The organism is Sphingomonas sp. Leaf32, from assembly GCF_001421765.1.
Lineage (GTDB): Bacteria > Pseudomonadota > Alphaproteobacteria > Sphingomonadales > Sphingomonadaceae > Sphingomonas.
In genome coordinates this window covers 289,193-308,213 of sequence record NZ_LMLA01000009.1, presented here as the reverse complement: position 1 = coordinate 308,213, position 19,021 = coordinate 289,193, and the positions used below count along the sequence as shown (strand labels likewise).

Annotated in this window: 19 protein-coding genes; 16 read left to right on the top strand and 3 right to left on the bottom strand. The window is 65.2% G+C overall.

All coding sequences use genetic code 11. From position 1 onward, the window contains the following. Positions 1-4 precede the first annotated feature (4 nt). Positions 5-2,593, top strand: a complete 2,589-nt coding sequence (locus ASE83_RS13540) for a hypothetical protein (protein WP_156353119.1) — start codon at positions 5-7, stop codon at positions 2,591-2,593. 11 nt (positions 2,594-2,604) lie between these two features. On the opposite strand, the gene ASE83_RS13535 is transcribed toward ASE83_RS13540, so the two are convergent. Then, positions 2,605-3,270: a hypothetical protein gene (locus tag ASE83_RS13535; protein ID WP_156353117.1), complete on the bottom strand. Its 666-nt coding sequence runs from the start codon at positions 3,268-3,270 to the stop codon at positions 2,605-2,607. A gap of 568 nt (positions 3,271-3,838) precedes the next feature. Here ASE83_RS13535 and ASE83_RS13530 point away from each other — a divergent pair. The 11 genes from ASE83_RS13530 (at position 3,839) to ASE83_RS13485 (ending at position 12,553) form a co-directional block, all read left to right on the top strand. After that, positions 3,839-5,521, top strand: coding sequence for a right-handed parallel beta-helix repeat-containing protein (locus ASE83_RS13530; RefSeq protein ID WP_156353115.1), 1,683 nt, complete (start codon positions 3,839-3,841; stop codon positions 5,519-5,521). Between the two features lie 10 nt (positions 5,522-5,531). Beyond that, positions 5,532-5,711 carry a hypothetical protein gene (locus ASE83_RS13525; RefSeq protein ID WP_055790991.1) on the top strand — a complete coding sequence of 60 codons (180 nt, stop codon included), beginning with the start codon at positions 5,532-5,534 and terminating at the stop codon, positions 5,709-5,711. After that, positions 5,708-6,046 (top strand): hypothetical protein, encoded by a 339-nt coding sequence (locus ASE83_RS13520; RefSeq protein WP_055790988.1) that lies wholly within the window; start codon positions 5,708-5,710, stop codon positions 6,044-6,046. Before ASE83_RS13525 ends, ASE83_RS13520 begins: the two co-directional genes overlap by 4 nt. Beyond that, positions 6,043-6,660, top strand: a complete 618-nt coding sequence (locus ASE83_RS13515; protein ID WP_055790985.1) for a TIGR02594 family protein — start codon at positions 6,043-6,045, stop codon at positions 6,658-6,660. The genes ASE83_RS13520 and ASE83_RS13515 overlap by 4 nt, the downstream gene beginning before the upstream one ends. Continuing rightward, positions 6,657-6,911: a hypothetical protein gene (locus tag ASE83_RS13510; protein ID WP_055790981.1), complete on the top strand. Its 255-nt coding sequence runs from the start codon at positions 6,657-6,659 to the stop codon at positions 6,909-6,911. The genes ASE83_RS13515 and ASE83_RS13510 overlap by 4 nt, the downstream gene beginning before the upstream one ends. Then, the gene (locus tag ASE83_RS18555; RefSeq protein ID WP_156353113.1) at positions 6,908-7,054 is read left to right on the top strand and encodes a hypothetical protein; all 147 of its coding nucleotides are present in this window, start codon (positions 6,908-6,910) and stop codon (positions 7,052-7,054) included. The genes ASE83_RS13510 and ASE83_RS18555 overlap by 4 nt, the downstream gene beginning before the upstream one ends. Then, positions 7,054-7,449: a hypothetical protein gene (locus tag ASE83_RS13505; protein ID WP_055790978.1), complete on the top strand. Its 396-nt coding sequence runs from the start codon at positions 7,054-7,056 to the stop codon at positions 7,447-7,449. Before ASE83_RS18555 ends, ASE83_RS13505 begins: the two co-directional genes overlap by 1 nt. A 3-nt stretch (positions 7,450-7,452) precedes the next feature. Beyond that, positions 7,453-9,036 carry an SGNH/GDSL hydrolase family protein gene (locus ASE83_RS13500; RefSeq protein WP_055790975.1) on the top strand — a complete coding sequence of 528 codons (1,584 nt, stop codon included), beginning with the start codon at positions 7,453-7,455 and terminating at the stop codon, positions 9,034-9,036. Next, positions 9,036-9,593 (top strand): hypothetical protein, encoded by a 558-nt coding sequence (locus ASE83_RS13495; RefSeq protein ID WP_055790973.1) that lies wholly within the window; start codon positions 9,036-9,038, stop codon positions 9,591-9,593. The genes ASE83_RS13500 and ASE83_RS13495 overlap by 1 nt, the downstream gene beginning before the upstream one ends. Before the next feature lie 210 nt (positions 9,594-9,803). After that, positions 9,804-11,186 (top strand): FAD/NAD(P)-binding protein, encoded by a 1,383-nt coding sequence (locus ASE83_RS13490; RefSeq protein ID WP_055790970.1) that lies wholly within the window; start codon positions 9,804-9,806, stop codon positions 11,184-11,186. A 68-nt stretch (positions 11,187-11,254) separates the two neighbouring features. Then, positions 11,255-12,553 carry a dicarboxylate/amino acid:cation symporter gene (locus ASE83_RS13485; RefSeq protein ID WP_055790968.1) on the top strand — a complete coding sequence of 433 codons (1,299 nt, stop codon included), beginning with the start codon at positions 11,255-11,257 and terminating at the stop codon, positions 12,551-12,553. On the opposite strand, the gene queA is transcribed toward ASE83_RS13485, so the two are convergent. After that, complete coding sequence (gene queA / locus ASE83_RS13480) at positions 12,545-13,573, bottom strand: tRNA preQ1(34) S-adenosylmethionine ribosyltransferase-isomerase QueA (protein WP_055790965.1); 1,029 nt, start codon at positions 13,571-13,573, stop codon at positions 12,545-12,547. The two genes, ASE83_RS13485 and queA, sit on opposite strands and share 9 nt — an antisense overlap. Positions 13,574-13,590: 17 nt before the next feature. After that, positions 13,591-14,289, bottom strand: coding sequence for a peptidylprolyl isomerase (locus ASE83_RS13475; RefSeq protein WP_055791265.1), 699 nt, complete (start codon positions 14,287-14,289; stop codon positions 13,591-13,593). A 250-nt stretch (positions 14,290-14,539) separates the two neighbouring features. Here ASE83_RS13475 and petA point away from each other — a divergent pair, with 250 nt between their 5' ends. From petA to ASE83_RS13455, 4 genes are read left to right on the top strand one after another with little or no spacing between them, the layout of a single operon-like run. Then, a complete protein-coding gene (gene petA / locus ASE83_RS13470) occupies positions 14,540-15,124 on the top strand; it encodes a ubiquinol-cytochrome c reductase iron-sulfur subunit (protein WP_082443343.1) in 585 nt (194 codons plus the stop codon). A gap of 10 nt (positions 15,125-15,134) precedes the next feature. Beyond that, complete coding sequence (locus tag ASE83_RS13465) at positions 15,135-16,445, top strand: cytochrome b (RefSeq protein WP_055790962.1); 1,311 nt, start codon at positions 15,135-15,137, stop codon at positions 16,443-16,445. Between the two features lie 10 nt (positions 16,446-16,455). Then, positions 16,456-17,322: a cytochrome c1 gene (locus ASE83_RS13460; protein WP_055790960.1), complete on the top strand. Its 867-nt coding sequence runs from the start codon at positions 16,456-16,458 to the stop codon at positions 17,320-17,322. Then, complete coding sequence (locus ASE83_RS13455; RefSeq protein WP_235513250.1) at positions 17,319-17,870, top strand: adenine phosphoribosyltransferase; 552 nt, start codon at positions 17,319-17,321, stop codon at positions 17,868-17,870. The genes ASE83_RS13460 and ASE83_RS13455 overlap by 4 nt, the downstream gene beginning before the upstream one ends. Positions 17,871-19,021 lie beyond the last annotated feature (1,151 nt).

Sequence of the window (19,021 nt, the reverse complement as noted above, 5' to 3'; positions counted from 1 at the left end):
AGCCATGTCGCTAGGCCGGTGTATCCCCGACATGATCGAGCGGGGCGAGATCGATGCCGCGCGCGGGGCGCGGATGAAGGAGCTGTTCGACCGTTTGGAGACGCGGTACCGCCAGTCGATGGCGCCCGACGCGGCGGCGGCCGAGGCGAGCGAACAGACGCTGGTCGTGCTGGCGCGTGAAGCGGCGCTGAAAAAACGCCAGTCGCTGCTGCAGGTCGCTGCCCAGTCGCGCGCGGCCGAGAATATGAAGCGGTTCACGGGCGGGCCGGGCAAGGCGCGATCGGCGGCGCTGGCGCTGTTCGACCGCGACTGGCAGGGCCGCGCGCCGTACCAGAATGTGGAGGAACTGCGGAAGTCGCTGCTGGGCCAGGCGCACGCCATGATGGACGGCGTACTGGACCGGTATCATCGCGGGTTCCTGACCGGCATGATCCGCAACAAGGCCGAGCTGGTGCAGCTGGCGCGCGAGGCGTTCGGCGAGGCATCGGGCAATCCGATGGCCAAGGCATTGGCCGATGCATGGACCGAGACGGCCGAGTTCCTGCGGATGCGGTTCAATGCCGCCGGCGGCGATATCGCCAAGCTGGAGAAGTGGGGGTTTCCCCAGCATCACGAGTCGCGCGCGGTCCGTGGCGCTGCGGACGAGCTGCCGCTGTATCAGTCGCTGGAGGCGCGGCTGAAGGCGGCGCGTGCCGCCGGCGACGCGGCCGAGGAGACGCGGGTCGGCATTGCGATGATCGAGGTCGCGTCGCAGGCGTGGCGCGAGTATGTGAAGCCGCGCCTCGACCGCGAGCGGATGATCGATGCCGAGACGGGGATGCCGTTCGACGACGCGGCGCTGGACGCCGCGCTGGACGGGGTGTTTCGCACGATCCGGACCGAAGGGTGGGAAGGCCGGTCGCTGGGGGTGATGGGTGGTGCCAAGCTGGCGAACCGGCATGGCGACCACCGGTTCCTGATCTTTCGCGATGCCGACAGCTGGCTGGAATATCAGGACCGGTTCGGCAGTGGCACGGTCTATGACGCGATGATGGGGCATCTGGAGCGGATGAGCCGCGACATCGCGCATCTGGAGATCCTGGGGCCCAATCCCTCGGCGACCGTCAAATGGCTATCGGATCTGGTCGAGCAGCAGCGGCAGGTGACGCCCGACAGCAAGGTGACGGGGCAGGCGCCCAAGGGGTTCTTCATCGGCATCGAGGAGATGTACGAGTCGACCAGTGGCGCGTTGTCGGCGCCGGTCAATCCTCGCGTCGCGGAGCTGATGGGATCGGTGCGGTCGACGCTGGTCGCGGCGCAGCTGGGCAGTGCGATGCTGTCGGCGGTGACCGATGTGGGCTGGACGGTGATGGCGCGGATCCACCGCGGGTTGCCGGTCACCGGGACCGCGCTGGACCTGGCGCGGATGTTTACCAAGGCGGAGCGCCGCGAGGCGGTGCGGACCGGGCTGATCGCCGAGGAGGCGTCGCGCCTGCTGGCGGCGCAGAACCGCTATGCCGACGAAGTGGCGATCGGCAGCAAGGCGGCGTGGCTGGCCGAGCGGACGATGAAGCTGTCGATGCTGGCGCCATGGACGCAGGCGGGGAAATGGGCGTTCGGGCGCGGCATGGCGAGTACCATGGGCAGCGTCGCCGAACGGCCGCTGGAACAGGTGCCGCGCGCGTTCCAGCGGATGCTGCGGGAATATGGCGTCGACGGCGCGGCGTGGGAGAAGATCCGCAGCACGCCGCTGCGCGACGACGGGTTCCTCGAGCCGATCGACATCGCCGATCCGCATCTGCGCGATCGGGTGCTGGGCATGGTGCTGACCGAGACCGATGCGGCGGTGCCGTCGGTGACCGCGACTGGGCGGGCGATGCTGCAGTTTGGTTTGCGCCCAGGTGAGTTTGGTGGTGAACTCCTCAAAAGTCTCGGCCAGTATAAGTCTTTCGGTGCGACGCTAATCCTGATGCAGGGCGGGCGGATGCTGGCGATCAAGGGCAATGCGAACCGGCTTGCCTATCTGGCGGGTGTGACGACGATCGGCACGTCGCTGGGGTTGCTGTCGCTATGGATGCGCGACCTGCGGAACGGGGAGGATCCCAGTCCGATCAACGCGACGACGCTGGGCCGGTCGTGGCTGCAGGGCGTTGGGTTCGGTGTGTTCGGCGATTTCCTGAAGGCGTCGACCAGTGAGCGGGGCGGGACGTTCGGTGAGACGCTGGCGGGGCCGACGGCCGGGCTGATCACTGACGTCGGCCGGTTCGGTGTCGGCAATGCCGCCCAGGTGATCACACGTCTGACCGATGGTCCCGATCTGAAGCGCGACGGCACGCCGAAATCGTGGAACGAGGAGCTGAAGCTGGGACGCGAGAGCGTCAACATGGCCAAACGTTACAACCTCGTCCCCGGCACGAACCTCTGGTACAGCCGGATCGCCAGCGAGCGGTTGCTGTTCGACCAGATGCAGATGCTGTTCGACCCCGGATACGAGGACAGCTGGAAAGCGATCGCGCGCGCCCATGCCGAGGAAGGCCGCGAGGCGTGGTGGGAGCGGGGAGCGATGACGCCGAGCCGGGCGCCGGATTGGGGTAACACGGGCAGAAACCGATAGGTCGTCAGTTCTTACGATCTCTGTGCAGCAATTGTTGGGGTTGAGTACGGGTCCAAATTCGCAAACGCAGCGAACATTGTTTCAACACAGTCTTTGATAGTTGCCAAGGTTTGCGCGGCTAACGAATAGCGAATGACTTCCCCCTGCCAAGAAGCGACATAGTCGTCTCCCTCTATGCCGTTTACCAAGTTGAATTCTACTCCAAAATTGAGCTGGATGCTAGAATATCCACCACGGCTCGTTGTATCCTTATCCGGGTTGGCGTAAAATTCCTGGTGCGCAACCGAGTGGCGCATTTTTTCAGCGTTCGGGAAACTCTCGCGAAACATCCCCTCCGCCTTCTTCAACAGATCGAAGTCGATAAGGTGCCGGGCAGAAGAAAGGGTGCCAGCAATCTTCCTAACGTAGCGGATAGACTGCCCGACGTTGTAAATCTGTAACGCACCGTCTCTCGCGGCGGTGAATGTCCAGTCGTGCGATATCGGTTGAAACGAATCGTTACGCCGCACGAATTCAATTAATACGAACGCTGCGGCAAGCGCACGCGCGCTGCTTTGGGCAAGCAGGAAGTAATCTACGATCGAACGGGCAGTGCTCTGCTCGTCCTCGGCTAGCAACGTATGATCGAGTGACGGGCGCGACCGGATCTGAAATCCAGGTGCTACATCGATCGTCAACGGCGGCCCCTCCCCAATCAAAGCATCAAATTGCCTCAACCACTAAACGGATGCGTGCTTGGCGTCGAGTCGCGGCACTGCTATAGACCCACATCACCGGTGATTACGGCACCGGACCACGCCCCCGATTTTGCGCCTTTGGGGGCCATGCATGACCGTAGCCGCACTGCCCTCCGTCGTATCCTATGTCGAAGACGGCACGACAGTTGCGTTCCCCGTTCCCTATCGTTTTCGCGCGGACGGCCTGACGGTCGATCGTATCGTCGGCGGCGTATCGATCCCGCTGGCGGTGGGCATCGACTATAGTTCGACCGGCGGCGACACCGATGCGGGTGGCACGCTGACGCGGACGGCCGCGACCAGCGGCGGCGTGTTGCGGATCCGGCGGTCAACCTCGCTCGAACAGTCGATGGCCTATGCGACCGGCGACCGGTTTCCTGCGGCGAGCCACGAAGAGGCGCTCGACCAGCGCGCTATGGTGTCGCAGGACCTGGCGCGCGACGTCCGCGAGATTGACGACCGCGCGCTGATGGCTGCGCCAGGGGAGACGATCGCGCCGTTGGGGCCATTGGATCAGTATCGCGGCAAGGCGATTGGGCTGGACGCTTCGAAGCGGCCCGTTCCGATCGCGATCGGCGATGCGAACGATCCCGGCTTGCGGACGGACCTGGCCACCGGGAACGGTGCACTGATCGGCTTCTATGGGCGGGATATCGGAGCGAAGCTGCTGGAGATGCCGACCGTCACCGATGGGCGGTTCGCCGGTGGGGCCAAGCCCGATTGCGTTTACGCGATCGACACCGACACTATTTTGTCGGGGTCGGACAGCACGGCCGCGTTCATCGCGGCGTATCTGGCAGGCGTCCCGTTTTCCGTCCCGCCCGGGTGGTATCGGATCACCAATGTCGCGCTGGTGGACCTGATCCGACCCGTGATGTTCCTGGAGGAAGGGGCGTGGATCGTCGCGCAGCCGCCGCGATACAATGGGACGCAGAACCCGTTCATCAGCGCGTTCCTGTTCTTGCGCTGCCCAGGCGCGAAGGTCATCGGCGCATCGAAATACGGGTGCGGCATCTACGTCCAGGGCGCGAGCGAAGCCAATGGCGTGTCGATGGTCCATTGCGGTGGCGGGGAAGTCATCACCCAGCTGTCGATCATCAAGGGCCCGACGCCCGACATCGCGATCAAAGACGACACGTTCCAGACAGGTTGGACCATTCTCAATGCGCCAGGTGGGAACCCCCGCCTGCTGCGATCGGACGCCACCGTCACCGACGTGTTTAGCGACGGGTTCGCGCAATATGGCGGCCAGTTCTACGGCGACCTGTCAGATGGACGGTGCCTGCGCAATACGTTCGGGAAGCGCACGGGGCGGCCAGACCAACCGCTTTCGCATGGGTGCGCAATGGCGATCACGCGCGGCGTCGGGCCGCTGCTGGTCGACGATTGCGACATGCGTGGCATGAAGGAATTCGGCGTGCTGGGCAGCAGCGCGGGCCGGACCTCGCGCGACGTCACGATCAGCAACTGTAAGATGGATGACTGCGGGCGCGGTGGTGTGTCGTGGACGGAGGAGGCCGATCTGGCGTCCGAGGCCGGGCAGGGCACGATCAACCTGACCATCAAGTTCAATTCGTTCACCGGGACCGGCAAGGGTGACTATGAAACCGGCGTCGCCGGCGTTCGCGCGGGGTCGTATGACGGCGTGGGTTTTATCGACGGGTTGTCGATCACGGACAACATCTTTGACGACAATACCGATTACGACATCCTGATCCAGAGTAACGCAGCGCCCGGCAAGCAGGTCACCAACGCCAAGGTGCAGAACAACCGGCGTCGGAGCGGCGACAGGATCGTCTATAGTCTCGCCATCGGTGCGGGCGTCGGCGGTGTCCGGCACCAGGACATCTATTTCGGGACGGCCGAAAAGGACGTGTTCGACGTTCAGTCGTATTACACGCCGCTCACCTTGCAGGGCGATTTTACCAACATTGTCGGCGAAGAGTATGTCCGTCCTTCCTACACCTTGCGCCCTGAGAATGGCTTGAAGTTGTGGGGTCGTGTCGACGGCACGGCCGGCCTGACGATCGCGACGCTGCCGGCCGGTGCCCGCCCGCAATACAATATCGCATTCGGGGGTGGCGGCATGGGCCGTGGATCGGTCCGCATGGACGGTAGGATCACCGCCGATGTTGGCCCTGGGCCTTGGGATTTATCGGCGATCCCGTCTTTTTTCCCCTACGCAAAATAGCGAGAACGATATGTCGAACATCCAGCAGATGATCGATGCGATGACCGTCGACGAGGCGGCCGATGCGATGGCGGCCATTCGGGCGAAGCATTTCCAGTACCGTGACCCGATCCCGGTGACGTCGCGACCTGTCGACCTGACGAAGCCGGGCGATGCACCGGAGAATGCACCGAACGGCACCACGCAGTGACCGATGCGGGCAACACGGCGCAGGTCCGCATGGTCGCCGAGCAGGTAGCTGAGGCGGCGATCGTCAAATTCCACCAGCAGCAGGGACCGATGAAGGCAGAGATACCTGCCCCACTCAAATGGGCGGGTGCGCTTGCAGTCGCGGTGGCGACGGCGGGGATTGTAGCGCTGTGCCTTTGGGTCGTGTCGACGCTGTCGCAGCTGCAGCAGACGGTGACGCGGATCGATGAGCGCCAGCAGATCAATGGGCCGGCGATCGGTGGGCGACTGGACAAGATCGAGGAGCGGCTGTCCGCCGTCGAGCGGAGCGGCCATGGCAAGGGGGCAGGTGAATGAGCCGTCGTGAGGTGTTCGACGTCATCAAGGGCGTGCGCGGCAAGGGGTTCGCCCAGGCGGAAGTCGTGCTGGTCGATCAGCTGCTCGCGCAGCTCGGCATTCCGCCCGACGCGCTGGTGCTGACGGAGCCGGCATGGACGACGATCGCGCGGTCGTATCTCGGCCTGAAGGAAATTCCGGGACCGACCCACAACAACAAGTTGTTGGCACTGCTCAACACCGCCCAGCGCTGGAACGGGTTACGGTGGGCCGACGACGAAATGCCGTGGTGCGGTGGCTTCCAAGCCGCCTGCTTCGTCGCGGCCGGGATCGATCCGCCGAAGATCGCGGCGCGGGCGGCGTCGTGGCGCGACTGGGGCGTGGCGTGCAAGGCGGCGGTCGGTGCGGTCGGCGTGAAGGCGCGGGCCGGCGGCAACCATGTCTTCCTGATCGTCGGTGAGACGGCGGACAAGCGCTATTACAAAGCGCTGGGCGGCAACCAGGGCGACCGGGTGTCGATCATCGACATCCTGAAGGCGGATGTCGACGCGATCCGCTGGCCCGCCGGCATGTCGATGACCGCTGGGGCGCTGCCGGTGATGAAGCCGGGCACGATCGGGGCGAGCGAGGCATGAACTGGGCGTCGCAGCCGGTCACCGCCTACCTCGCGACGCTGGCCGCCATCGTCGTGCTGACGCTGACCGCCGCGATCGTGTGTGTCACCGTCGATGCGGAGACGAAGCTGGCGCAGATCGTCGCGGCGTTGGGGTTCATCTCGGCTGCTGTGACGGGGCTGATCGGTGTGATCGGCACCTTCCGACCGAAAGGCGGCGTCGAGCCGGCCGGGACAAGGTCCGATCCTATCGCAACGGAGGAAGTACGATGAAAATCAATATCGGGCAGATCATCCGCGTCGGCATCAAGCTCGCACCGATCGCGATCGCGGCGGTGCCGGTCGTGAAGTCGACGGTTCGCGAGGTGAAGGAGGCGATCCGTAATGCGAAGGCCGCGCCGGGGACGCGCGGCTGATGCCGTACAATGGCGCCAGCGAGCTGGGCGGCAGCGTCGCTGCCGTGCCGGTGACGTTCACCAGCGGGCGACAGGGCAAGATACCGATCGTCGCGACGGTCAGTCCGGATGGCAAGTCGACGTCGGCTTTGCCCGACGGTAGCGATCGGAGCGGCACGATCGCGGCCGGGGGCGCGGCGCAGCAGCTCGCGCCGGCCAATCCAAATCGGAAGGTCCTGACGGGGCAAAACCTTTCGTCGGGCGATTTGTGGGTCAATGACCTGGGTGTCCCGGCCGGACCGTCGGCGCCGAGCCGGAGGGTGCCACCCGGCGCGACCTTCAAAGCCAATTATGCCGGTGCCGTATCCATCTGGGGTGCGACGACCGGCCAGGCATTCGCAGCAGACGAGGGCTGACCGATGGAAGTCATGTTTCCAGGGAGCGCTGCGGTGTTCAGCAGGCCGCGCGACGTCATTTCCGCGACTGGCGATAGCCGCATTGATGGGATTTATGTCGACCCCTTCAAGTTGACCTATGGTGCCCGGTCACCACTGGTCGTAGCTAAGGCGCTGTTGGGGCAGCGATTTGTTGTAGGCCTGACCTATGGCGTCTCGGGCGAGCGCACCGATCAAATCCTGAAGCGAATGTTGGATGGCACGGGCGATCCACGCAAAACTAACGCCGGGATCATGTATCTGCAATGTGGCGTGAATGATGTCGCCCAGACCTCTTCGACCGGACCGGCGATCTTCGTAGATGCGGTAAGCGGGGCAACAATTACGATCGCCAACGTGGCCGAGAATGCCGCAAAGAACATAAGGACTATGGTGCAGCTCGCGCTCGACGCGGCAATGATCGTCGTCGTCGAGAACGAAGTCGGTGCGAACGGCATCAACAGCGTGGAGAAAACCGCTGCGTTGATGGATCTGCGTCAGATGCTCACGGAATACGGCGAAGTGACCCCGAACGTTTATGTGCACGACGCTTTCGCCATCATCACGAACCCGACTGCATCGGCGACCGGCATCGTCTTGCGACCGACGCTGGTCTATGACGTCACGCATCCAAACGCTCTTGGCGGCTATCTATGGGGTAAAAGCCTTTCCGCGCTGTTCGACCGTCTTATCACGCCTGCGCGCGGGTCGATTATGATCCAGAACGTGGCTGAGGCGGCGGGTAACGGTCGGCGGCAGTTGCTGGCCAATCCGCTGTTTGCCACTGCGAGCGGCGGTAACGCTGGCACTGGTGTATCAACAGCGATCCTTACCGCAAATACGACGTCGGGTAGCAGCTCGCTGGTTGTCACTGCGGGGCGCGCAGTTCCAAGCGGGACGCAGGTTACAGGTTCAGGTATCCCTGCCAATACGTTCGTGAATACCACGGGAACGGCCGGGACCTACTCAATGGTCAATGCTGCTGGGTCGGCTGTTGCCGCAACTGCCACCGCGACTGGTGTATCCGTGTCGGCGACCATCGTGCCAGGCGGTTATATTGCGAGCGCTGGTGGCGGTGCCACTGCGATCATCGACAACGTCCCAAGCGCGAACGGTTTGGGTAATGACGTGACCATTGTTGCCACCTTTGCGGGTAATGGCGACCTTGTGCGGCTACGTCAGGACTTGAATGGCAGCAGCGCAAACGGCGGTACATATAATGCCGCATTGCGCGCCGGCGACATCATTCAGGCAGTGGCTATGGTCGACATCACCGCCCCGCCGGTCAATCTTTCGTCGTTGTATCTTTCGCTAGTGTCGAACAGCGGCGGCGGCGGGGGCGCGACCAGCGTGTCCAGCTTCGACATGTTCGCGGCGAACGCGTCAGTCGATTACGGTATAAATGAACCGTGTAGCCTGATGCTGTCGACACGACCCTTCGCGCTGCCGACAATTACCGGGACGTTCCCTTATGTAACGGCAGAGGTCAGAGCGGTCGCGCGCGCTGCTGGATCATGCAATTTCACCATTCGACAGATGGGTGTTCGGCGTAGGAGCACGCTGTACTGATGGACGTGAACACACCCTTCTACACTGCAACCATCGAGGAGATGAAGGCCGCAATCCTCCCAGATGTACTGGCCGACATCGAGAGGCGGTTTGCCGCTGCGCCCATCCAGTTCGTCAACGACGGTGCGTTTCAGACGGTTGGTCAGTTGCTCGCAGCCTTCCCTGCCAGCGCAGCGTTGCGGGGCAAGTACGGTCGTGTCAGCGACCTATGGGGCAACGTGCAGACCGTGATGGTCTGCGAAGGCGATTCGTCAGGGTATTACTGGCGGCCGCAGCGGCAGGATTATGCGCCTGCGCCGATCCCGATGACGTCGGGTACCATGGCGCTGGTTCCGCTGGTGACGGCGCCGATCGTGAACCTGACGGGCACGGTTACGATCACGCCGACCAGCACCAATGTCTGGCCGGGCGCCACCTTCACCGTCACATCGAACAGTGTGCTCGGGGTCTTCGGGATGGTCATCGCCGGACTGGTCGGCGGCGGCACAGTACCGCTCGTCTCCGGGGGTATCCGGACGCTTACCTACTTCAGCGGCACGGGCTGGAAGGCGTCGTAGCCATTCCAACATTGCCGCGAAGCTTTTGATTATCGGAATGAAAATCACGCCTAAGTGACTGATTTTGTTAGCGCGGTGAAGCTTGGGAAGCTTCTGCTCTACCATTGAGCTACACCCGCTTGGGTAGCGATGCCCTTACCCAACGGATCCGGCGGGTGCAAGCGGGCGCGTACAACTTCCAATGAGCCGTGGCTGTGGTATCGCCGGTGCATGACGTCGCATTCCATCGCTTCCGACGCCGTTCCCGGCACGATCCGCCATGTTGCCATCGTCGGGGCGGGATTCTCCGGCACGCTGCTGGCGATCAACCTGCTGCGGCATGATGGTCCGGCAGCGACCCTGATCGAACGGGGCGATGCGGCGGGGCTGGGCGTCGCCTATGGCACGCGCCAGAGCGACCATCTGCTGAACGTGCGTGCCGCGAACATGAGCGCCTTTCCCGATCAGCCGGACCATTTCGTGCGCTGGTTCGGCCAGCGGGACACGCCGTTGGGCGGCGCGGACTTCGTGCCCCGTGCGCTCTATGGGACGTACCTGCGCGAGACGCTGGCGGCGGCGCAGGCCGCGTCGCCCGACAGGCTGACCGTGATCGACGGCGAGGCGGTCGGCGTCGATGGCGCGACGGTGCTGCTGCGGGATGGCGGGCGGGTCGCGGCCGACGCGGTGGTGCTGGCGGTCGGCAATCTCGCGCCGCAGGTGCCGCCGGGACTGGGCGGAATCGCGGACCGGCCGGCCTATGTCGGCAATCCATGGGCGGCAGGGGCGACCGCCGGCCTTACCGACGACGATACCGTGTTGCTGATCGGCACCGGGCTGACGATGGTCGATGTCGTGCTGACGCTGGAGGCGCAAGGGTTTGGCGGGCGGATCGTTGCCCTGTCGCGGCGCGGACTGCTGCCGCATCGCCATGCGTCCGCGACCCCGCCCGCGCAGCCGCTGACCGAGCGTCCGCGCCCGCCGCTCTCCGAACTGGTGCGGACGGTCCGCGCACGGGGAAGGGCGATCGGCTGGCGCAGCGCGATCGACGAACTGCGCCCGTTCACCCAGGGCATCTGGGCGGCGGCGGACCCGGTGGAGCGCCGCCGGTTCCTGCGCCATGTCCGGCCGTGGTGGGACATTCATCGCCACCGCCTGGCCCCCGCCGTCGCCGATCGGATCGACGCGATGGTGGCGAGCGGGCGGCTGACGCTGCTGGCGGGCAAGAGCTGCGATGCGAAGGAAGCCGATGACGGTGGTGTCATTCTCGAATGGCGGCCGCGCGGCGAGGATGCGTTGCGGCACATCCACGCCACGCGCGTCATCTCCTGCATCGGGCCGCAGGGCGATGTCGCCCGGACCGACGATCCGTTGCTGTCGGCGCTGGTCGCGGCGGGGCGCATCCGTCCGGATAGCGAACATCTGGGTATCGACGTCGAACGTACCGGGCGCGTGCTGCGTGTCGATGGCGCGAGTGACGAGCGGCTGTTCGCGATCGGGCCGATGACGCGCGGCGCGTTCTGGGAAATCGTCGCCGTGCCCGATCTGCGGCGACAGGTCTGGGACGTCGCCCGCTATCTATCGAACGCGCATTGGGTCGGCGGGGAGGGGCTGTAACGCCGCATTGGGCCGATCGTAGAAATGCTTCGTTGTAGCGGACGCCCCGCACACCGAAGTCCTCGCCCATGCAAAAAGCAACGAAAATCCTGCCGTCCTTCGGCATTCAGGTCGCGATCGGCATGGTCGCGGGTGTTGCGCTGGGCCTGATCGCCGCCGAGGCGGGCGGGGCCGATGGTGCGATCGGCACATTGCTGCACACCATCGGCCAGATTTTCGTGCAACTGCTCAAGGTGCTGGTTCCGGCGCTGGTGTTCACTGCCATCGTCGGGTCGATCGCGGCGTTGCGCGACCTGCCCAACGCCGCGCGGCTGGTCGGGCAGACCCTGTTATGGTTCGCGCTGACCGCGCTGATCGCCGTGTCGATCGGCATCGTCCTCGCGTTGACGCTCCAGCCCGGCCTGCACAGCGCGGTGCCGTTGGCCAGCGCGAAACAGCCCGGCACGGTGGGGACGTGGCTCGATTTCCTCAGGGGTCTGGTGCCGTCCAACCTGCTCGGCCTGACCGCCTCGACCAAGGTCGCGGAGGGCGCGGCGACGACGACGCTGGGGTTCAACGTGTTGCAGATCATCGTCGTCGCCATCGCGGTCGGCGCGGCGGCGGTGCGGGTCGGGGCAGCAGGGGAGCCGTTCCTTGCCTTCAACACCTCGGCATTGATGATCCTGCGGCGGTTGCTGCGCTGGGTCATCGCGCTGACGCCGATCGGGTCGGCGGCGCTGATCGGCGATGCGATCGTTCGCTATGGCTGGGGCACCTTGTCCTCGCTCGGCGCCTTTGCCGCGACGGTCTATCTCGGCCTCGGCATCGTGCTGTTCGTCGTCTATCCGGCGCTGCTGGCGCTGCACCGTATCTCGCCCCTGTGGTTCTTCCGCCGCGCATGGCCGGCGATCCAGCTCGGCTTCGTCACCCGCTCGTCGGTCGGCACGCTGCCGGTGACGCAGGAGCGGACCGAGCAGGCGCTGGGCGTGCCCGCCGCCTATGCCGCCTTCGCCGTGCCGCTGGGGTCGACGACCAAGATGGACGGGTGCGCCGCGATCTATCCGGCGGTGTCGGCGATCTTCGTCGCGCAATTCTTCGGCCTGCCGCTGGGTGCGGGCGATTATGCGCTGATCGTGATGGTGTCGGTGCTGGGATCGGCGGCGACCGCCGGATTGACCGGCGCGACCGTGATGCTGACGCTGACGCTGACCACGCTCGGCCTGCCGCTGGAGGGGGCGGGGTTGTTGCTGGCGATCGATCCGATCCTCGACATGGGCCGGACCGCCGTCAACGTCGCGGGTCAGATGCTGGTGCCGACCATCGTCGCCAAGCGCGAAGGGCTACTCGCCGCGCCTGCCGACGCCCCGGCCGAGGTTGCGCTAGGGTAGCAGCAGCGACGCATCGCCATAGGAGTAGAATCGATATTCCGCGGCGATGGCATGGGCATAGGCGGCCAGCATCCGCTCGCGCCCCATCAGCGCCGACACCAGCATGAACAGCGTCGATTTGGGCAGGTGGAAATTGGTCATCAGCCCGTCGATCCCCTTGAACCGGTAACCGGGGGTGATGAAGATTGCGGTGTCGCCCTCGAACGGCTGCACCTGGCCATCGGCGTCGGTGGCACTCTCGATCAGGCGCAGGCTGGTGGTGCCGACCGCGATGACGCGGCCGCCCCCGGCGCGTATGGCATTCAGCCGGTCCGCCGTCGCGCGGTCGATCCGGCCCCATTCGGCGTGCATCCTGTGGTCGTCGGTATCGTCGGCCTTCACCGGCAGGAAGGTGCCCGCCCCGACATGCAGCGTCAGCGTGGCATGGCCGATCCCCGCCGCCTCAAGCGCCGCCATCAGCTCGGGCGTGAAGTGCAGCGCGGCGGTGGGCGCGGCGACCGCGCCGGCCTCGCGCGCGAACAGCGTCTGGTAATCCTCCGCATCGCGCGCGTCTGCCCCGCCGCGCTTCGACGCGATATAGGGCGGCAGCGGCATCCGGCCGGCGCGCTCCAGCAGTAGCTCGACCGGTTCGTCGCCGGCGAAATCCAGCGCGAAGCTGCCGTCGTCGCCCTTGTCGCTCGCGGTCGCGGTGACGCCCGCGCCGAAATCGATCGCGTCACCGTCGCGCAGCCGCCGCCCGTTGCGCACGAACGCCCGCCAGCGGCGCGGCCCTTCGCGCTTGTGCAGCGTGGCGCCGATCGTCGCATCGCCGCGCCTGCCCTCCAATTGCGCCGGAATGACCCGCGTGTCGTTGAATACCAGCAGGTCGCCAGGTCGCAGGCAAGACGGCAGGTCACGGACGCCAAGGTCCCGTGTCGCATCGCCGTCCAGCACCAGCATCCGCGCCGCATCGCGGGGGGACGCGGGGCGCAGTGCGATGCGGTCGGTCGGCAGTTCGAAGTCGAACAGGTCGACGTGCATGGGGATGCGGTTCGCCTTTAGCGGGTGCGGGCCGGTTGCGGGCGCTTCGTCGCTGGCGCTGTGGCGGCGGGCTTGCGCGGGGCGGTCGCGGGCAGCGGGGCTACGGTTTCGGGCAGCGCGACCGGCGCGGCGGCCTGATACGGCGGCGGATTGTCGCTGGCGATATAGGCATGGACGATCCGCGACGGGTTCGCCGGCGGCTCGCCCCGTTCGATCGCATCGACATATTGCATCCCGTCGAGCACCCGGCCGAACACCGTGTACTTCTTGTCGAGCGAGAATTTGGGCGCGAACATGATGTAGAACTGGCTGTTCGCGCTGTTTTCGTCATTCGCGCGCGCCGCCGCCACCGCGCCGCGGACGTGTGGGAGATAGTTGAACTCCTTCTCCACGTTCGGCAGCTTCGACCCGCCGGTGCCGTCACCGTCGGGATCGCCGCCCTGCGCCATGAACCCGTCGACTACCCGGTGGAAGGCGAGGCCGTCATAGAACTTCTCGCGGGTCAGCGTCTTGATGCGCGCGACCATCTTCGGCGCGACATCGGGGCGCAGCCAGATCGTCACCCGCCCGCCGGTCGACAGGTCGAGGATCCACAGATTGCGGGTGTCGGTGGTCGATGGCGGCGGTTCGCGGCCGGGGACGTCGATCACCTGCGCCAGTGCGGGCAGGGTAAGGAACGAGGCGATGACAGCGAGCAAAAGGGCGAGACGACGCATGAACTTCCCGAAACGCGCGAGGAAACCAAAAGGCACTAGTTGGGCCGCATAGACCATGTGATCGCTTGCGCCAATCTGAACATGATGGATGTCGGCGGGGCTGAAAAGGCAAAAGGGATTGGCAAACGGTCGAACGCCCGGCTATCACCCGTGCGACTGGACGGAAAACCGATCGGTCCGGCGTCGCCTCATACGAAGGCGACCGGAGAGGGGCAGGGCGCGAAATGCGTCCGACGACAAGGGCTGTTGAATGGCGACTGACGACGATCAGCACGTACCCGCAGGCGGCGCTACCGCGCTCGACGGTGGGCCGGACAATCCCCGCAGGCGCGACTATCTGTCGATCGGCGCGGTGGCATTTGCAGGGGTCGGCGCAGGCGTGATCGCGCTGCCGCTCATCAACCAGATGTCGCCCGCCGCCGATACGCTGGCGCTGTCCACGACCGAGATCGACTTGTCGTCGATTGAACCGGGACAGGCGATCAAGGCGACGTTCCGCAAACAGCCGCTGTTCGTGCGCAACCTGACGCCGAAGGAAATCGCCGAGGCGAACGCCGTGCCGGTGAGCGACCTGCGCGACCCGCAGACGCTGGCGGAACGCACCAAGACGGGCAAGGCCAACTGGCTCATCACGCTGGGCGTCTGCACCCATCTGGGCTGCGTGCCGTTGGGCGCTGGCGAGGGTGAGAACAAGGGGCCGTTCGGCGGCTATTTCTGTCCGTGCCACGGGTCGGCCTACGACACCGCCGGGCGCATCCGTTCCGGCCCCGCGCCGCAGAACCTGCACGTTCCCGAATATGCATTCACGTCCGACACCGTCGTGACGGTCGGCTGAGGAGAGAGTCATGAGCTTCCCCTGGGCCAAGCATTACGAACCGAAACAGCCGCTGATGCGGTGGCTGGACGAGAAGCTGCCGCTTCCCCGGTTGGTATACAACGCGGTCGGCGCCGGCTATCCGGTGCCGCGCAACCTCAATTATTTCTGGAACTTCGGTGTGCTGGCCGGCGCGGCGCTGGCGGTGCAGATCATCACCGGCATCGTGCTGGCGATGCATTATGCCGCCAATGGCGCGGTCGCGTTCGATTCGGTCGAACGCATCATGCGCGACGTGCCGTCGGGCTGGTTCATCCGCTATGCCCACGCGAACGGCGCGTCGATGTTCTTCATCGTCGTCTATACGCACATCGCGCGCGGCATCTATTACGGGTCGTACAAGGCCCCGCGCGAGATGGTGTGGCTGCTCGGCGTCGTCATCTTCCTGCTGATGATGGCGACCGCGTTCATGGGCTATGTGCTCCCCTGGGGGCAGATGAGCTTCTGGGGTGCGCAGGTCATCACCGGCTTCTTCTCGGCATTACCGGGAGTGGGGGAGACGATCCGCGTATGGCTGCTGGGCGGCTATGCGCCGGACAATGCCGCGCTTAACCGTTTCTTCTCGCTCCACTATCTGCTGCCGTTCGTGATCGCGGGCGTCATCATCCTGCACATCTGGGCGCTGCACATTCCGGGGTCGAACAACCCGACCGGCGTCGAGGTGAAGGGGCCGCAGGATACCGTGCCCTTCCACCCATATTATACGGCGAAGGACGGCTTCGGCCTCGGCGTGTTCCTGATCGTGTTCGCGTCGCTGATCTTCTTCGCGCCGAACCTGCTGGGCCATCCGGACAATTACATCCCGGCCAACCCGCTCTCGACGCCGGCGCATATCGTGCCCGAATGGTATTTCCTGCCCTTCTACGCGATCCTGAAGGCGTTCACCGTCGACTTCATCTTCCCGGCGAAGCTGTGGGGCGTGCTGGCGATGTTCGGCTCGATCCTGCTGCTGTTCTTTCTGCCGTGGCTGGACAAGTCGCCGGTCAAGTCGGCCAATTACCGCCCGACCTATCGCATCTTCCTGATCGTGCTGCTGCTCGACGTACTGGTGCTCGGTTATCTGGGCGGTGCGGAGGCGACGCCGGTGACGGTGCTGCTCAGCCAGATCGCTGCGGGATATTATTTCGCGCACTTCCTGGTCGTGCTGCCGATCGTGTCGGCGATGGAGCGTCCGCGTCCGCTGCCCAATTCGATCACCGAAGCGGTGCTGAAGGGCGAGGGCGGCACGTCGCCCGCGCAGACCGCCGCCCATGGTCACGCCACCCCGGCCGCGGCCGAGTAAGGGAACAACGATGCTCTCCTTCGCTTCCCGCTTTCTCGCCCGCAACCTGAACCTCGTCGTCGGCGCAGGCTTCCTCTTCGCGCTGCTGCTCGGCATCTTCTCGACCGTCAGCGGCATGATCCATGACGAACCGGTCCATTCCGCCGAGCATGAGTTCCACCTGAAGCCGCGCGACGCCGGGCTGCAATCGGCGGGCCTGTTCGGCACCTTCGACAAGCAGCAGCTGCAGCGCGGGTTTCAGGTATACAAGGAAGTCTGCTCGGCCTGCCATTCGATCCGGCTGATCTCGTTCCGCGACCTCGAACAGCTCGGCTATGATGAAGGTCAGGTGAAGACGATCGCCACCGACTGGCAGATCGAACAGCCGAGCGTGAACCCGGAAACCGGTGAGCCGGCGACGCGCAAGAACCTGCCGTCGGATCGTTTCCCGCTGGTGTTCGCCAACGACGTCGCCGCGCGCGCCGCCAACAACAATGCGGTGCCGCCCGACCTGTCGCTGATGCCCAAGGCACGCGACGACGGCTCGGATTACGTCTATTCGCTGTTGACGGGCTATGGTCCGCAGCCGGCGGAATTGCTGAAGAAATTCCCCGATGCGAAGACGCCGGGCGGGCTGCATTTCAACCGCTATTTCGCCACGCTCAACCTCGCCATGGCGCCGCCGCTGACCGCGGCCGATCAGGTCCAGTATCAGGACGGCACCCGCGCGACGGTGGACCAGATGGCGAAGGACGTTGCCGCGTTCCTCACCTGGACCGCCGAGCCGAACCTCGAAACGCGTCATGCGGCGGGTGCGGCGGCGGTGATCTTCCTGCTGATCTTCACCGCGCTCGCCTTCGGTGCCTATCGCAATATCTGGCGGGGCATGAAGCATTGAGCATCGCGGATGGCATCGGGCCGGCAGAGCTTGCCCGACGCATCCGTACCATTCCGGACTTTCCCAAGCCCGGCATCCAGTTTCGTGACATCACGACCCTGATCCTCGATCCGGAAGGACTTCGCCTCGCGGTCGACGGCATGGTCGCGGCTGTGCAGGGGCCGATCGATCTGGTCGCGGGGATCGAGGCGCGCGGCTTCGTCTTTGCCCCCGCCGTCGCGCTGGCGCTGGGTGCCGGGGTCGTGTTGATCCGCAAGGACGGCAAATTGCCCGGCGCGACCATCGCCGAGGATTATGCGCTGGAATATGGCACCGACCGGATCGCGATCCATGCCGATGCCTGTACTCCCGGCGCCCGTGTCCTGCTGGTCGACGACCTGATCGCCACCGGCGGCACCGCGCGTGCGGCGGTCCGGTTGCTGCGGAAAGCCGGGGCGACGGTCGAGCAGGCGGCGTTCGCGATCGACCTGCCCGATCTGGGCGGTGCGGATGCGCTGCGGGCCGATGGGATCGCGGTGTCTGCGCTGGTCGCGTTTCCGGGGCATTGAGCAGGGCGGGGCAGCGACGTGCGCGCCCCGCCGTTACGATTCGAATGGTGCGGCACGCTGGTTGGCCGCGGGGCTTAGTTCGGTAAGGCGCTTCGCATGACGCCGGGCGGAAGCCACCGTCGGGCGTGGTGTCACCGACTCCCGCTGATCCTGCTCGCCGCTGTGAACCTGTCTTCGCCCGAGGTGCCGTTGGCCGGGCAACGGCGCGCGGCGATCTGCAACACAACGCGATGATCGACAGCGGGTTGGCCCCGCTATGGTCCATGCTGGCCGAGACAATGCGGCTGCGCGCGAACTGTCTATTCAGGACCTCGGGCCGATCAACCGTCAGCTACCCCCTGTGTCGTTCCCGATCGATGCCTCCAGCCTCTCCGTCACTCCGGACATATTCCGGGGTCCACGGAGCGGCAATCGGTGCCGTGTGAGCCTCTATCGACCGTGATCGCGGCGAAGTGGACCCCGGAACAAGTCCGGGGTGACGAAATAGAACATGAATGTTGATCCAACTTCAACTGCGCGAATACCCGTGCGGAACATCGTTGTTACTTCACCCTGTTGCGCGAAGGCGGCGTATGTACCGTCTTGGGCGAGACGGCTCCCAACCGGTGGTGTTGCCGTGGGCAGTTCGTCCGGGGCAACGGGTCCGATCGGTGGAAGGTTAAGCATCGGCCCGCGCGCGGGGCAGGGCATAGCCGGATATATCTGCCGTGCCGTAACCGCAAACGGATCCCGGCCTGTAGTCGTGGAGAACGACGTGCCGGCACGCGTCGATTCACCTGTTTCGACAAGCCTCGTCGTATGATCTCACGAAGCGGTACCAAGTCGCACCGACATCCGGTGCGGTTCGGCAGCAAGGACGCCTTTATTCCGACGTTACGCCAGACTTGGTCCGGGACCGCTCCATCGCGATTGATGTCTTCTGGGCAGGCCGACCGGGAAGCCCCAAGTGACGTCTTGCGGATGAAGGTCGATCGGTCTCGGTAAGTCGGACAAGGCCGGACTGCCCGCCCAAGCGTTATTCCTGCACATCGTCCAACATGAAAGCGACAGAGCGGCGTCAGGACTGACCGGTACGTGCCATCGCCGACGTTCACGACGCTGACACACCGACCTGCAACGCCATCCTCCGCGCTCACCCCGCTACCCGTCCG